Annotated in this window: 13 protein-coding genes and 1 pseudogene; 6 read left to right on the top strand and 8 right to left on the bottom strand. The window is 39.0% G+C overall.

The window, feature by feature from the left end; translation table 11 throughout:
• The 7 genes and pseudogenes from AC13CK_RS11570 to AC13CK_RS11600 all read right to left on the bottom strand — a co-directional run.
• A pseudogene (locus AC13CK_RS11570) lies at window positions 1-228 on the bottom strand (alkyl hydroperoxide reductase subunit F); the annotation flags it as partial.
• 244 nt (window positions 229-472) lie between these two features.
• Window positions 473-1390: a hypothetical protein gene (locus AC13CK_RS11575; RefSeq protein WP_425878948.1), complete on the bottom strand. Its 918-nt coding sequence runs from the start codon at window positions 1388-1390 to the stop codon at window positions 473-475.
• 37 nt (window positions 1391-1427) lie between these two features.
• A complete protein-coding gene (locus AC13CK_RS11580) occupies window positions 1428-2561 on the bottom strand; it encodes a toxic anion resistance protein (RefSeq protein WP_253145779.1) in 1134 nt (377 codons plus the stop codon).
• Between the two features lie 16 nt (window positions 2562-2577).
• Window positions 2578-3369 (bottom strand): tellurium resistance protein, encoded by a 792-nt coding sequence (locus AC13CK_RS11585; RefSeq protein ID WP_425878946.1) that lies wholly within the window; start codon window positions 3367-3369, stop codon window positions 2578-2580.
• Between the two features lie 341 nt (window positions 3370-3710).
• Window positions 3711-4115, bottom strand: a complete 405-nt coding sequence (gene rnk, locus AC13CK_RS11590; protein WP_044112091.1) for a nucleoside diphosphate kinase regulator — start codon at window positions 4113-4115, stop codon at window positions 3711-3713.
• A 505-nt stretch (window positions 4116-4620) separates the two neighbouring features.
• The gene (gene glyA / locus AC13CK_RS11595) at window positions 4621-5871 is read right to left on the bottom strand and encodes a serine hydroxymethyltransferase (RefSeq protein ID WP_425878944.1); all 1251 of its coding nucleotides are present in this window, start codon (window positions 5869-5871) and stop codon (window positions 4621-4623) included.
• Window positions 5872-6025: 154 nt separating this feature from the next.
• Window positions 6026-7273 (bottom strand): alpha/beta hydrolase, encoded by a 1248-nt coding sequence (locus AC13CK_RS11600; RefSeq protein WP_313564689.1) that lies wholly within the window; start codon window positions 7271-7273, stop codon window positions 6026-6028.
• A gap of 331 nt (window positions 7274-7604) precedes the next feature.
• Between AC13CK_RS11600 and AC13CK_RS11605 the strand changes: the two genes are divergently transcribed.
• The 3 genes from AC13CK_RS11605 (at window position 7605) to AC13CK_RS11615 (ending at window position 9622) form a co-directional block, all read left to right on the top strand.
• The gene (locus tag AC13CK_RS11605; protein ID WP_044112093.1) at window positions 7605-8303 is read left to right on the top strand and encodes a DUF3820 family protein; all 699 of its coding nucleotides are present in this window, start codon (window positions 7605-7607) and stop codon (window positions 8301-8303) included.
• Between the two features lie 101 nt (window positions 8304-8404).
• Complete coding sequence (locus AC13CK_RS11610; RefSeq protein WP_044112094.1) at window positions 8405-9070, top strand: hypothetical protein; 666 nt, start codon at window positions 8405-8407, stop codon at window positions 9068-9070.
• Window positions 9071-9271: 201 nt separating this feature from the next.
• Complete coding sequence (locus AC13CK_RS11615) at window positions 9272-9622, top strand: hypothetical protein (protein ID WP_071850993.1); 351 nt, start codon at window positions 9272-9274, stop codon at window positions 9620-9622.
• 253 nt (window positions 9623-9875) lie between these two features.
• Here the strand turns inward: AC13CK_RS11615 and AC13CK_RS11620 are convergent, their stop codons facing one another.
• Window positions 9876-10094 carry a hypothetical protein gene (locus tag AC13CK_RS11620; protein ID WP_425878942.1) on the bottom strand — a complete coding sequence of 73 codons (219 nt, stop codon included), beginning with the start codon at window positions 10092-10094 and terminating at the stop codon, window positions 9876-9878.
• Window positions 10095-11089: 995 nt separating this feature from the next.
• Between AC13CK_RS11620 and AC13CK_RS11625 the strand changes: the two genes are divergently transcribed.
• From AC13CK_RS11625 to chrA, 3 genes are all read left to right on the top strand, one after another.
• Window positions 11090-12661 (top strand): sensor domain-containing diguanylate cyclase, encoded by a 1572-nt coding sequence (locus AC13CK_RS11625; protein ID WP_425878940.1) that lies wholly within the window; start codon window positions 11090-11092, stop codon window positions 12659-12661.
• 294 nt (window positions 12662-12955) lie between these two features.
• Window positions 12956-13882 carry a chromate resistance protein ChrB domain-containing protein gene (locus tag AC13CK_RS11630; RefSeq protein WP_311203934.1) on the top strand — a complete coding sequence of 309 codons (927 nt, stop codon included), beginning with the start codon at window positions 12956-12958 and terminating at the stop codon, window positions 13880-13882.
• Window positions 13879-15225 (top strand): chromate efflux transporter, encoded by a 1347-nt coding sequence (chrA, locus tag AC13CK_RS11635; RefSeq protein ID WP_071321130.1) that lies wholly within the window; start codon window positions 13879-13881, stop codon window positions 15223-15225. Before AC13CK_RS11630 ends, chrA begins: the two co-directional genes overlap by 4 nt.
• The last annotated feature ends 20 nt before the right edge of the window (window positions 15226-15245 follow it).

The raw sequence follows: 15245 nt of genomic DNA on the forward strand, positions 1-15245 counted from the left end.
GAATACGCGTGGCTCTTCACCAGCTTTTGCAATCCCGAAACTTGGCGCACGTTTATTGGTTCCGTCAAAGCGTGCAGTGACCAGATCAGACAGTGCAGCCACTTCGGACACCAGTTCCTGGATTTTGGCTGATTTGTCAGAGCCATCCAAAGTCGCCACCAGTTCAATCGGGCCTTCCAGGCGTTCTAATAAGGTTTTAAGTTGGGCTGAAGTATTTTGGTCTAACATTGCTAACGTCTCCAAAGGAGTAAATGTTTATTTGATAACAGGATATTAAATGAATTGAATAAATAGGTAAAACAGTTTGTTTTTATTTTATTGATCGATATTTTAGATTATCAATCCAATCATAGATTTTATGCTGCCTTATTTTAATTTTTGGGCGGTATTGAGCAAGTTGAATAGGTTATCTTAAAAATAGCATTGAAATTTTATCAAAAAAATGCTCCCTATTCAGGAGCATTTTGGGAAATTAATGAATCCGCTGTTCGATACGCAGAGAACGACCCTTGATTGAGTTGGCCAAGAAAAACAAGATTAGGCTAAGTAGTGCCGATAAAATAGCAACACCAATAATAACCAGATTCGTGATCTGACTTAACTGATCCGCCTGTTGTACCTGCATATTTACACTCTTGGCGACTGGTGTCATGGCTTGACCATAGACCTGTTGCTGCATGGTCCAGATTTGTTCAGGCTTGAAACCATATTGTTCAAATTTAGGATCCTGTTTTTCTGCTTCAACCAAGTTTAAAACATAAGGTTTTGCGGCAGATAAATCTTGAGGCTTATGCAGCAATGCCGTTTGCGCCAATAAATAAGATTTCACCGGTGCTGCAATCTCTGAATCAGCCAGGTAACGGGCGATTTCACTATCATTGATATTACTATCGTAATACACCACTTGCTGATAAGCATCATCCCGATCATTGCGCAGATCATGCTGCCAGTAAGTTAAGCCTGACCAAATTACGATAAAAGCAATCAGCCAGGCGACAAATTTCAGCACAAAAGACTGAAAGCGCACATAAAAGAAACGCAACTTTTTCAGTAAGCCAATCACAAAAAATGCACCGATGAAAGAGGCAAAAATTTTAATAATCAGCCAGCCAAACCAGCTCAGCAAACTAAAAAAATAATCGGGACTATCACCAATGCTGGCCAGTGTGGCATCTACACTGACCGGCAAATGCAACTGCTGTACTTGAGTACTCAGGCCAAAAAAGCCATAGACCAGTTCCTGCTGGAAAAATAGGCTGATCAATGAGGCTATAAATACGGTAGAAGTAGTCAAACCCAATAGCATCAAATTGCGTTGACGTTTCTTGAGTGCAACTACCCCCTGCTTGATGTCCTGAGGCTTAACGGCGTATTCATCTAAGGGCGGCAATCTCTACTCCTTCTTACAGATTTTGGCCCTACCTGATTTAGTTGGGCTTGGATCCACTGGTACTTGATTCAATCACCAAATGATTCAGATTATCCTGCAAAGCTTTCAAACGCACGGTTGCTTCTGTGCGTTTTTGTACACCTTCTTTCTGAATCTGAATCACATCATTTACAGTTTTAATGAGGGTGTTTTGCACATGTTCAAGCGTTTCAATGTCAATCACCGAGCGTTGATTGGCTTTAGCCGTATCAACCGAGTTCTGATGTAACAGGTCAGCATTACGGCGCAGCAGCTCGTTGGTAGCATCATCAATGGTATTGGCCAGCTGTACACTGTTCTTCTGTTCACTCAACGAAATCGCCAGACTGATCTGGTTTTTCCACGCCGGTAAAGTAATGTTTTTGATCGCATAGAACTTGTCGACCAACATCAGGTTATTCGACTGGATAATCCGGATCATTGGCAAGGTCTGCATCGCAGATTGCTGCAATACCTGTAAATCACTGACACGTTTTTCCAGATTATTGGCCAGATGGTTCAGGTCATAAATTTTCTGGGTGGTGCTCTGATCTTGCGGCAAGGCGGTTAAAGTGGAAATTTCCTGCTGCAGCTCCTGTTCGCGTAAACGGCCTGCGGCGATATGTACCCCGAGCTGTTTATATTCATCCTGTACCCCGTCAAACATTTTATCCAGGGTATCAACACGTGCTTTCAAACCGGATTGCGAGGTTTCAATCTCTTTCACCAGTACATCTAGCTGCTCTTTAGTGGTATTGAAATGCGCATCAAAGTTATCTTTCGCACCTTTGAATTTGCTAATGATATTGCCAAAAAAACCCGAACTTTTCTTTTTATTGAGAATACTGCTGGTATTCAGCTGCTGAGCCACCTGTACCACCTGATTCAGCTTCTGTCCTGTCGCATCCAGATCTCTATTTTGCACCAGATTCAGTAATTCATCGGTATAGGTCGAAGTTTTGGTCGCAATATTTTTGCCATATTCAGCCACGCTGTTATGACTCATGTTCTGCAACTCTTTACGTGCAGCCAGCACCTCCTGAAAGTCAGCAGACTGTAAGCCCAGTTCTTTCAGGTCCATTTGCTGGAATTTTTGTTCGACCAGTTCATTCGAGCTTTCAACAGGTAAATTTACTAAATCAGACTTGGTCATAGTTCACCTTATATTGTTATGTTTTCGAGGGTTTCTCGAGGGATTTTTTTAACGTTTTAATCAGACTCTCACGGCTATTATCAAGTTTTTCCAGATCACTTGTCGAGTGTTTCGTCTGGCTTTGTTTGACATGATATTGCCAGGCCGGAATCAAGACCTGCTGTGCTTCCTTAAAGCGATCCAGCAGGCTAAAGGAAAGCTGCTGCGAAAGCTGCATCTGGGTAATGGCGATGTCATTACTGCTTTGCAAGGTACGTAAGGTATTAATTTTCTTGGAGAGGCGTTCTAAAAAATTATCCAAGGGATGCTGGTTTTTGACGAATAGCGGATATTCAGACAGAAACTCGTCTGCTGCGACAATGTGCTTGGCCATCTGTTCGCGCAAACCCAAAAGCTGCTGAAAACGCGACTGCGATTTCTGAATTTCAATCTGTAATTTACGGCTTAAGTGATCGGCCTGATCGAGCAAACGGTCTAGCCGTTGATAATATTCCACCTGACTTGAGCCATAATCCAGATCGATGCCTAGCCATTTCTGTAGGGCATTAAATTTACGTTTTTTCAGATATTTTTTAGATTCTGCCAAAGCCTGAATCAATTGCTCAATGGTATGGCTTAACTGTTGGGTCAAGTGCGGATCTACACCATTCAGTAGAACGGACTGTGCCTGAATCAAAGCATCTGCATAATGATTCAGCCCATATTGATTATCCAGTACAGGCACAAGCTCATTACGCTTAATCGCCAGAATTTCCTCACGATCAAGCATCATGTCAGTCAAGGCAGGTAGAGCTTCAAAGCGCGACATGGTTGAGGCGATATCCTTTAAAAAAGTGAAACAAAGAAGTCTAGAACATCTTCGAATGTAGCAAAAAAACAGACTGCGTTGTGTATATTTATCCAGAAATTCGTTACATCACTTTAACTAAATCCATGTTTTATCTTTATTTTAATTATGATTTTGGCAAGACAATCCAATTACAGAGATAAATGGCTACGTAGCATCTTGAGAATTGTTTAACTTTAAGCATTTAGAACTTTAAAATGTATTCAATCTGATCTAAATGCTTACAACACCAGGTTTTACTTAAAATCCATATGCAAAAAAAGCCATATTGCTATGGCTTTCAAGGATGATCCAACGCTGGCTTAAAGATAATCCCCTTCGCTCTCCGGCTGAAACAGCACTTTTTCAATGGTTACTTTCATGGTATGACCATCCGGTTGTGGCCATTCAATGGTTTGACCTTCTGCTAAGCCCAAAATGGCTGCACCTATCGGTGCGACCACATTGACCTGCCCCTTTTCACCTTTAAATTCGTGTGGGTAAACTAGTGTCACCTCAACAGCTTCCGTAGAAGGTGCAATGGTCAACAACACACGGGAATGCATGGTCACGATATTGCTTGCGATCGCTTGCGGCTCGACCACTTCGGCACGTGCCAATTCATCCTCTAAGCGGATCATGGTTTCGCTCAGCTTGCTCTGATTCTCCAGCATCGTTTCCAGACGATGTAAATCTTGCTCAGATAAAATAATGTTGGGTTTAGTCATCCTTATTACCTTGTTTAATGCATAAATGAAAAATTAATCAATCAACCGCCAGCAGCATTTTTAAATACAGGATTTACCCATATTCAAATGATACCGATCCATATAACGTTTAAATAAAAAGAATGATGTCATTCACGGCGCTTATATCAGCACCACCTTACAGTAACATGGGATTCACTCAAGCGCTTCATCTACCATGATCTTCAGCTCAATAACCTATTATTTTTAAAGTGTCAGGTTCTGAAAATAATTCCTGTAAATAATTTCAAGCAAAGCATGCAACGAATGCATTCATTCTTTTAAAGCATTTAAAAATACAAATAGTTGATAAAAGACTTTAAGCCAGATTGAGAAAAACTCAATATGATTTTATTGATGACTCAATCTCTTACGGCATGGAAATTGATCTATATAAGCCCGATCAAGTCTAAACATCTTTTACATCGTTATTTTTACAGCTATAAAAAAAGCTCCCGGTTGGGAGCTCCTTTCCGTTTATAAGCGATTATGCATAAACTGGGAATTTAGCACATACCGCTGCAACTTTCTCTTTCACCGCGTTGATAACAGCTTCATCGCCTTTAGCATTCAGGATGTCAGCGATCCAGCCTGCAAGTTCACGCACTTCAGCTTCGCCAAAACCGCGAGTTGTTACTGCAGGTGTACCGATACGGATACCTGAAGTGACGAACGGAGAGCGTGGATCGTTTGGTACAGAGTTTTTGTTCACAGTAATGTGAGCAGCACCTAACCAAGCATCAGCTTCTTTACCTGTAATGTCTTGCTTGATTAAAGACAGCAAGAACAAGTGGTTTTCAGTACCACCAGAAACTACATCATAACCACGAGCGATTAATACTTCAGCCATTGCTTTCGCATTAACAACGACTTGTTGTTGGTAAGCTTTGTATTCAGGTGCCATTGCTTCTTTGAAGCAGATTGCTTTCGCAGCAATCGCGTGAACCAAAGGACCACCTTGGTTGCCTGGGAATACAGCTGACTGTAATTTTTTCTCGATTTCTTCGTTTGCTTTCGCAAGAATAAGACCAGAACGTGGACCACGAAGTGTTTTGTGAGTCGTAGTCGTAGTAACGTCAGCGATTTGTACCGGGCTTGGGTAAACGCCAGCAGCAACTAAACCTGCAACGTGAGCCATATCAACAAACAGATAAGCGCCAACTTTGTCCGCGATTTCACGGAAACGCTGCCAGTCAACGATCTGGCTGTATGCAGAGAAACCAGCAACGATCATGCGTGGCTTATGCTCAAGCGCTAAACGCTCAACTTCTTCGTAATCGATCTCGCCAGTTTCAGGGTTTAAACCGTACTGAATCGCATTATATGTTTTACCAGAGAAGCTTACTTTTGCACCGTGAGTCAAGTGACCACCGTGAGCAAGGCTCATCCCCAAAACTGTATCGCCCGGGTTCAGAAGCGCTAAGTAAACTGCTGAGTTTGCTTGTGAACCAGCATGTGGCTGAACGTTAGCATAATCAGCACCAAAGAGTTCTTTAGCACGGTCAATCGCCAATTGTTCGATAACGTCTACATACTCGCAACCGCCATAGTAGCGTTTACCTGGGTAGCCTTCCGCATATTTGTTAGTAAGTTTTGAACCTTGAGCTTCCATAACTGCTGGTGAGCAGTAGTTTTCAGAAGCGATTAGCTCAATATGAGCTTCTTGACGAGCATCTTCATTCGAGATTGCTTGAGCTAATTCTGGATCAAATTCAGCGATAGAGATATTGGCAAACATTAGCGAGGTCCTATTGATTTAGGGCTTTTAAGCCGTGCTAAGATTGGCGCGTATTGTAGCATGAAGTTTTAAATTTTCGATCATGAACTTTATTCAGTTTGCAATAAAAATGGCTCATATCTAAAAAAACATGAGCCATTCAGATAAAAATAAGTTATTGAATTGGCATTAGAGATTTTACATCTGAAATAATATTAGGAATATTCAGTGCATAGACGCTACCATGATCCCATTTAGTCGCATTTGACTCATCCGTAATATAACGTACTGAAGTTTGTTTCTGATTGGCGAGTGCAACCAAAACATCTGTTGCTGCTTTCGGAACGGTACTATCTGCTGAACCCTGATAAATAATCACTGGCGTAGAAACTTTAACAAGTAAAGGCTGAGAATCTTTTTCCAAGAAGCTCTTTACGACTGGAATACTCATAAAGTTAGTTTGAGTACGAGGATAATTATTTACTGAGTTATTATTTGATTGTGCATAAGCATACATTGCAGTACCAAATTTCTGGCCTAATACATCATAGCAATCAGTTTCTGCATTTTTCGCGATTTCGTCGGTTGGTGTTTTAAAAATCTGACTATATTGCAAATTTGGGTTCGGGTTACGCAAACCGGCAACAATCAATGCAGTAAAGGTATCTAAAGATGCTAAAGTTCCAATTTTTTTATCCAGATTTGTTTCTTGTCCCGCCTGTTGTTCACCTCCTGTCAAAATCAGATTGAAATTTGAAGCCGGTGCTAAAGCTACCGTACCTTTATAGGTCATCTTAGAAGCACGTGCTGCATATTGCGCAGCACCTAAAGCTGCCTGTCCACCTTGAGAATGCCCTACTGCAACCCATTGATTGGACGCTTGTGAACCTAAATAATTTCGTGCAGCCACAACTGCATCAGTAATAGAATAAGCTTCACTTTTCAGATTCAAGAAAGGATGAAGTTCTTTTCCACTTGGCTCTCCTAAACCTTCATAGTCAGGTGCCACTACAATATAGCCAGCTTGGAGAAACCCGCCAATCATGGCTTTGATATAATCATTCAGCGCTTTTCGACTCGGCGCACACTGATCAGCTACACCGGTAGTTCCATGTGCCCATGCCACAATTGGCCAGCCTGTAGCTGGAGGCGTTCCCTCGGGTGTGAAAACTAATGCAGTAGCTTGTGTTTCCTTACCATTAATTCCTAACATCTTATAAGTCATGATCACACTTTCGTCAGCGATCCCGGAGAAATCCGTTTGAGTATAGGCTACAGGTGTTGCCACGACTGGATTATCGATATTATTTACTGGAACAGCAGGTTTGGACTCGTAAAAACGATCATTATCACTATCATCGTTACAAGCAGTTAAGGCTACACTTAATGTGAGAAGAGCACAGGTCAATACTTGACGTTTCATCGATCTTATCCTTATCTTATTTATTATCATCTCTAATGAGTTTTTCTGGTTTTATCTTTAACAAACGATAAAACTACATGTAATTTCCCAATTTATCTAAACAATATCAAGAAAAGAATGCGTTATTTTTTCTATTAAATTCGCGTCAGTTTATATTTATTATGAAATCAGCAAACTTAAAAATAGAGAATTTCCCCTTTTCAGAACTATACAAATAGTCGTCATACGTTAAAAAGCCTGCAATTAATACAGAAATAAAGCAATTCAATTGTCAGTTGCAAAATAATAATGTTAGATTTTACTCTCCTCTCTTTTCAGGCACATTTCCGACATGCAGGCCATTATTCTTGATACCGAAACGCATACTTTAAATGGCCAACCCATCGAAATTGCTTATGCGCCTGTCGAAATTGTAGAGCATAAAATCAGTCTGGATAAAAGCCGCCTGTTTGATCAGCTCTACTCATGTGACGAAGCTATTTCTTTTGCTGCCATGGCCGTGCATCATATTCTGGAATCGGATCTGGAAGGTCAGCCGCATTACAGCACCTTTCGCCTGCCTGATGAAACCGTCTACATGATCGGCCATAATATTGATTATGACGTCCGTGCCATCGAAAAATGTGGCGTAGATACTTCAAAAATCAAGGCGATTTGTACACTGGCTTTAGCACGTCGGGTCTGGCCAGATGCGGAAGCACACAATATTTCTGCCCTGATTTATATGATCACCAAAGGCAGCGAAAGAGCGCGTGAAATGATCCGTAAAGCGCATCGTGCCGATATGGATATTATTTTAACTGCCAATATTTTGATGCATATTGTGCATCATTTAAAAATCAACAGTATGCAGGAATTATTCGACGCTTCTGAAGATGCCCGAATTCCACGTACGATTAATTTTGGCAAACATCGCGGTACTGCCATCGCCGAACTTCCTACTGACTATGTGCAATGGCTATTGCGTCAGGATGAACTGGATCCTTATTTACGTAAGGCCCTTGAAAATACGGCGATCACGACATTATAGGTCTTATCAAAATAAACCTCAGTATTTTAATAAATACTTCATATTAATGTAATTTTCACAGACTATGCTCTAGCTGAATTTTAGCAACCATCTATTCAGCTATGATGCATTTTTATAAAACTCAACGTGGGATCGAGGTGCTACAGGATCGCTCCATCCCACTGACCGCACGCCAACGCCGCTTACTGGTTCTGATCGGCAGCCAGGATTTCAACTTATTAAATGATGGCTTAAAACAACAGCTTGCTCCTGCCGAACTCTTAGATCAGCTTTATGCCATGGATTTAATTATTCCAGCTGAAACGGGCGAGGTAGCCATCAGTCAAAAGCAGGCTGATGCAAGAACAGATACAAAAGTTGACCTGGCACACTCCGAGATTCACCGATCGTTGGACTCATCGATAGCAGCAGCTTCTGCGACAAAAGAACTCCATCCTGAGATGGAATCCATTAAAGTAGCGCAGGACATTCCATCTGCTGAAACGGATTCAAGCCATGCAAAAAAGCTGCCTGAACTGCAACCTATGTCTTTTGAAGACCTTAAATATATGATGATGGAAAGCTTACAAAAATATTGTGGCTTGATGGCCAAGCAGCAAATTCATCAGATTTTACAGGCGCCGGATACGCGCAGTTTAAAACTGTGCCAAATGCAATGGATCACGTCCCTTCAGGAAAGCCGTATTGCTCCCCAAGAATTGAATCACATTCTGAAGCAGATCAATTTTGCTTTAGATCAATTACAGCAAAATAAAGCTGAAGACTAATAAGATCTTAGTCTTTAAAACTCTTAAATGAGCAAGTTTAACAATAAGCTAGCTTTGATTGTTTAAGATAACTAATTGATTATTTGAAATATTTATATTCAAGCGAAATTTAAAGCTCGGAATATCCGACTTAAGCGTGATAGAAAAAGAATTACAATCCCGCCATATAGGTGAGCATAGACATCCGATTGGATCATGTATATGTCACATTATTTAGAATTCGATGCGTTCGATAATCCCATGCAACTGAGTAAAGTTGGCAACTGGGTGATCACCTTTTTAAGTCCGGTTGAAGAACTGCAATTTGTGCAACTGGCGATTACCTATGTGCTTCCCCGCCAGATCAGTGATAGCTTGCAACCGCGCCGTATATTGATTCAAAAAAGTCCCATTGAGCATCATTGGCTGATTCAGGCCATTGAATGTTTTGACAGCACGACTCGTCAGGAAATTTCTTTAAGCCCTGAGCATACAACCGCACAGCAAACTTTAGCGCAGATTTTGCAAAAATTTGAAAAATATGATGTGGATGTACAGCTTAAACAGATTTAAATACTTGCTCACTCTAGCGAACTTTTTTATTGGTATGGGGAATTTCTTCGGCCAATCAAGGCTCACTACCACGTTGTCTTCTCTTAGAGATTGAATCAGCTTCTGATTATAAGCTGCATACATTAGTATCCAAGCTGGCAAATACCAGAGTATAAAAAACTCACCTAAATGGTGAGTTTTTTAACTGCTGAATCGGTGATTTCGGATAAATAAGTTCAATTTTTTTCTACCTATCTGAAGTTCACTGATTAAATTATTCGACAACGCGATAAATATTTGAAGATTTTTGGCTTTCAAATAATAGCTCAATACTCGGCAGAATCGTTTCACCATCCACCACAATATGTTCAATTTTTTTGACCAACTCAGCTGCATGATGAATGTTGTGCTCTGCAAAGGAACACAGCATCGCTTTCGCTTCAGTCACTTGGCTAAATTGATCTTTCACCTTGATATCAATCATCTTTGACATTTTTCCTTCCTCTCTCATTATCCAATTTGCAGTTTTTTATACCATAATTAGCCAAGCGATTAATCTTCAAGATGTTAACGAATTTGGCAATGTAAACTTTTTTATCTGGAGGGATTATAATAAAAAGAATATTAAACTGAATGAATTGCGCAGACATTAAAAAAGCTCGCATTTCTGCGAGCTCTGTGTTGGATGGCTAGTGCTAGATTTATTGTCTGGTGATGAACATCAAACTCAACTAACTGTCATTGATCCGTCCAACTTATCGGTAGCGTCTTATTGGTTTTACGACCTACCATGAGTTCAATATAACAGTATTTTTTTAGCCAACAATACTCTTTTACACTTCTAAAAGAAGACTTATACAAGATTCCAATTGTCATTTTTTTAAAGCAGATTAGAATATTTCTGGCTTGTCTTACGAAGAATTTTGCATTCATATCATCTTTATCTAATTTATTGATTTCTAGAAAAATACCTTATTAAGCATACAACTTCCCGTTGCATAGACGGCTCAATACTCTCGTTCATAATCTCAATAAGCGCTTTAAAATTTAAGTTGGAATATGATTTTTTATAAATAAAAAATACTTCCGGAAAAGGACGCAATATTCAAAGAAACTGCTGTCATGAATCGATACGACTAATTTTAAAATGATTATTTTTCAAAAAATGGCGACAATTTAACCTCCCATCAATGTCAATTAACCATATTTTTGTCTGATTATTTAATAACTTACATGAGGAAATCAAAATTATTCAATTGATTTTCTGAACGTTAAATACCATATTTTTATTTGCAGCATAGTCAAATATTCAGAACCTTACTCAGCTTTTCAAATCCACCCTATTTACAGCCAAGCAATCTATAAATTCTAAATTTGATCGAAATAAAAGCTCCCACTTAATGGAAATTTAATTTTATATCAACCTTAAACATTGAATATAAATGCAATACAATGCTCATAAATACATCGAGGTATATCTAATTTTTTATGTCAGCTAATAATTTTAGGAAACACCTTGATCTCAATTTAAGGCAGTTAATACTTTTATTGGCTATTTTTAGTGTATCTAGCCTTTTTATTATTTCTCTCATTATTAGCTATCAGATCGTAAAAAATCAGTTAATCGACAATTCTCTTGCCTTAAACTCTGATCATGCACATAAAATTGCATTAAGCACAGACAACCATTTTAGAAATATGCTTCTTGAGCTGGACTATAGTGCCAAGATATTAGGTCAAGACTTTAATAACAATGAGCTAAGAGAAGCCGAGGTCAATAAATTAAAATATCAGTCTGAACACTATAACAGTGTTGTGATCAGTGACACCCAAGGCAGACTGATAAACTTTTCCCCTAATATTCTGCATATTGATAAAAGCAAAATACAACATACTCAAGGGATTATTGACTCTCTTCATAAAAAATCGACTTATATATCTTCGCCCTATTTTTCTGTGCAAAAAAATATGATTGTGTTTATTTCTCAACCTATTTTTGACAAGTCAAATCACTATCAGGGCTTCATCGGTTCAGCGATTTATTTAAAAGAAAAAAATGTAATTAATCAGCTTCTAACCACTTATAAAAATTATAAGAATAGTTATATGTATGTGATTAACAATGAAAATAAAATTATTTTCCATCCCGATCGTGAAAGAATCGGTCAATTGGCCAGCAATAATACTGGTCTGGAATATATGCATGCGCATAAAAATGGTCAAATTCGTTTAATCAATAGCCAGGGCGTTGATAATCTGGCGGGTTTTTCTCATATTCCGACTTCAAACTGGATCGTGGTTTCCCAACAACCCACCCATGATTTACTTAAACAGGCAAATTCTATCCTTTATAAATTAGCCGCAGGATTCTTTTTATTTTATCTGCTTGTTTTTTATATTGTATGGCGACTGTCTGACTCTATCTCGGCCCCGTTGAATCAACTGGCAGATATGGCGAGTCTGCTAAATCAGGCAGAAATCGGTTCAAAAATTAAGAATATCCAGCCTTGGTACTATGAGGTCACAAAATTCAAGTTAGCCCTACTGCTCAGTGTTCGCAAATTTTCACAACAAATGAGCAAGATGGATCATCATATTAATACAGATCCTTTAACCGGCTTGATGAATCGTCGTGGGTTGAATTATGTCATGACTCACAACATGAAAATGAACATCCCTTTTTCAGTGCTTCTGATGGATGTGGATCATTTTAAAAACATTAATGACAATTATGGTCATGATCAAGGTGATGTTGTCTTAAAGCATATTGCCAAGACGATGCAGCAAAAATTTCGTAAAGATGATATTTGCTGCCGCTACGGTGGTGAAGAATTTATCATTATTATACCGAACAGCAATCTCACTGAAGTGTATGAAAGTGCGGAAAGGTTCAGAAAAGAGATTGCAGGTAAAGAGATTCAGAATATAGGTCACATTAGCATTTCGATTGGGATTGCTTCTTGGCCAGACAGTTCTAAAAATATTCTAGACGTTTTGAAAATTGCCGATAACAATCTTTATCGGGCGAAAGATGATGGCCGCAACTGTGTGCGATACTAATTTGATTTATTTTTCAGTTTTATAGTTTAAATAAATGGTGCGCTCAGCGCGCACAATAAACACCACCCAAGACACTGATTTTTAATAAATATCATCAACCCTTGTTCTACATTTACCGTAAAAATTACCGCAAAAAAGATCTGTACACTACCCGAAAATTTCTTAGATATAGTGATGATCTATACGTATATCAGCAAACAATATATCAGATTTCCTGAATAACTAATTCAGTATAAAAATTATCACAATTAAATAATTTGTTATAACCTATACAAAATTTGTAGAGTTTATAACATGACTATAAGCATCCTCATTTCTAGCCTTTCCACACAAAACTCTTCTGCTCGAATGAGAATTTGGCGTTCCATCAAAAGCTGTGGCGCAGCAACTCTGCGTGATGGTGTCTATGTGCTACCTAATGAACAAAAGCAACGCTTTGACCCCATTATTGACGAACATCAAAGTGCCGATGGCATTGCCTATCTATTCGATTCCGTTAGCAACAATAATTTAGACTTAATTCAACTCTTTAATAGAAAAAATGAATACTCTGAATTTTTGCTACAACTGAATGAAATAGAGAGTTCACTGAATGTTGAGCAAAAAAATGAACATTTAAAAAGCATTAGAAAATTAAGAAAGCAACTTTCGTCTCTCATCGATATTGATTTCTTTCCTAATGAATTACAAAACACAGCCTTAAACGCGATATCAAAACTCGAACTTAAAATTCATCACTTAGGGGAATCAAATGAGCCCTCTTCTATAAATAGTGATCTACCTTCTCTTAATCTTCATGACTTCCAATCTAAAACCTGGGCTACACGAAAACGACCTTGGGTAGATCGTTTAGCTTGTACGTGGCTCATTCAAAAATTTATTGATAAAGACCCTATTTTTATGTGGCTAGAAGATATTAAAGATTGTCCAGCAGATGCTTATGGTTTTGATTTTGACGGTGCAACGTTTACCCATGTTGGTGAGCTTGTTTCATTCGAAGTACTTTTACACAGCTTTAATTTAGCCGATAAATCACTTCTGAAAATCGCTGAAATTGTGCATTACCTAGATATTGGCGGAAATGAGCCACCTGAGGCTCTTGGGTTAGAAAAAATATTACAAGGACTGAGAAGCAGTATTCAAGCTGATCAACAGTTGGTGGAATTATCCAATCACATTTTTGATGGTCTATATACCAATTTTAAAAGTGAGAATTCATGAGTCAATTACAAGAAAACGATTTCGAGCCCAATCCAGAAATCAGCTTTAAAGAGGCCATACTGTTTTGGCTTAAACTCGGATTTATCAGCTTTGGCGGGCCTGCAGGCCAAATCTCTGTCATGCACCAAGAATTGGTAGAACAAAAAAAATGGATCTCCGAAAAGAGATTTATGCATGCGCTCAATTACTGCATGCTGCTTCCGGGGCCTGAGGCACAACAATTAGCAACCTATATTGGCTGGCTAATGCACAAAACAAAAGGCGGTATCATAGCCGGACTATTTTTCATTTTACCTTCCCTTTTCATTCTCATCGGTCTTTCATGGGTCTATGCAAAATTTGGAAATGTACCTGTCATTGCAGGGCTTTTTTATGGCATCAAACCTGCTGTCACCGCTATCGTCTTTCATGCAACCTATCGTATTGGCAGTAAATCACTGAAGAATAAATATATGTATGCTATTGCATGTGCTGCATTTATTCTTATTTTTGCCTTTAATGTTCCTTTCCCCCTTATTGTGCTGCTGGCTGCTTTAAGTGGTTATCTCTTAAGTAAATTTGACCCAAAACTATTTACAAGCAATGCTCATGCATCAAGCCTCAAAGACTACGGGAAGGCAATCATTGATGATGATACGCCCACACCTGAACATGCCATTTTTAAATGGTCTCGCTTAATTAAATTACTAGTTGTTGCAATTATTTTGTGGTGTCTCCCTATAGCATTACTGACGGTAGCTTATGGCTGGTCTCACGCTTATACACAAATGGCTTGGTTTTTCACCAAAGCTGCATTGATGACTTTTGGCGGAGCTTATGCTGTTTTACCTTATGTATATCAAGGTGCTGTTAACTTCTATGAGTGGCTTAAACCAACCGAAATGATCGACGGTTTAGCATTGGGTGAAAGTACACCTGGCCCACTCATTATGGTCGTTGCTTTTGTTGGATTTATGGGCGGTTACAACCTCGACCTATTAGGGCCTGAACATAAGTTTTTAGCAGGTGCTTTTGGAGCAACAATTGTTACTTGGTTCACCTTCCTATTTTCGTTTGTGTTTATTTTAGGTGGAGCACCTGTAATCGAATCTACTCACAATCAAATTAAATTTACTGCACCACTGACAGCAATTACCGCAGCTGTTGTCGGCGTAATTCTTAATTTGGCCCTTTTCTTTGCTTACCATGTGCTATGGCCAAAAGGGTTTGAAGGACAATTTGACTACATTGCTGCAGTAATAACCTTACTCGCTTGTATTGCTCTCTTTAAGTTCAATCAAAGTGTATTAAGAGTCATCGGTGCCGCTGCAATTTTAGGGCTTATCATTAAACTAAGCATATAAAAAAAGAGCAGCTCAAATGA

Source organism: Acinetobacter sp. L-24, from assembly GCF_056857555.1.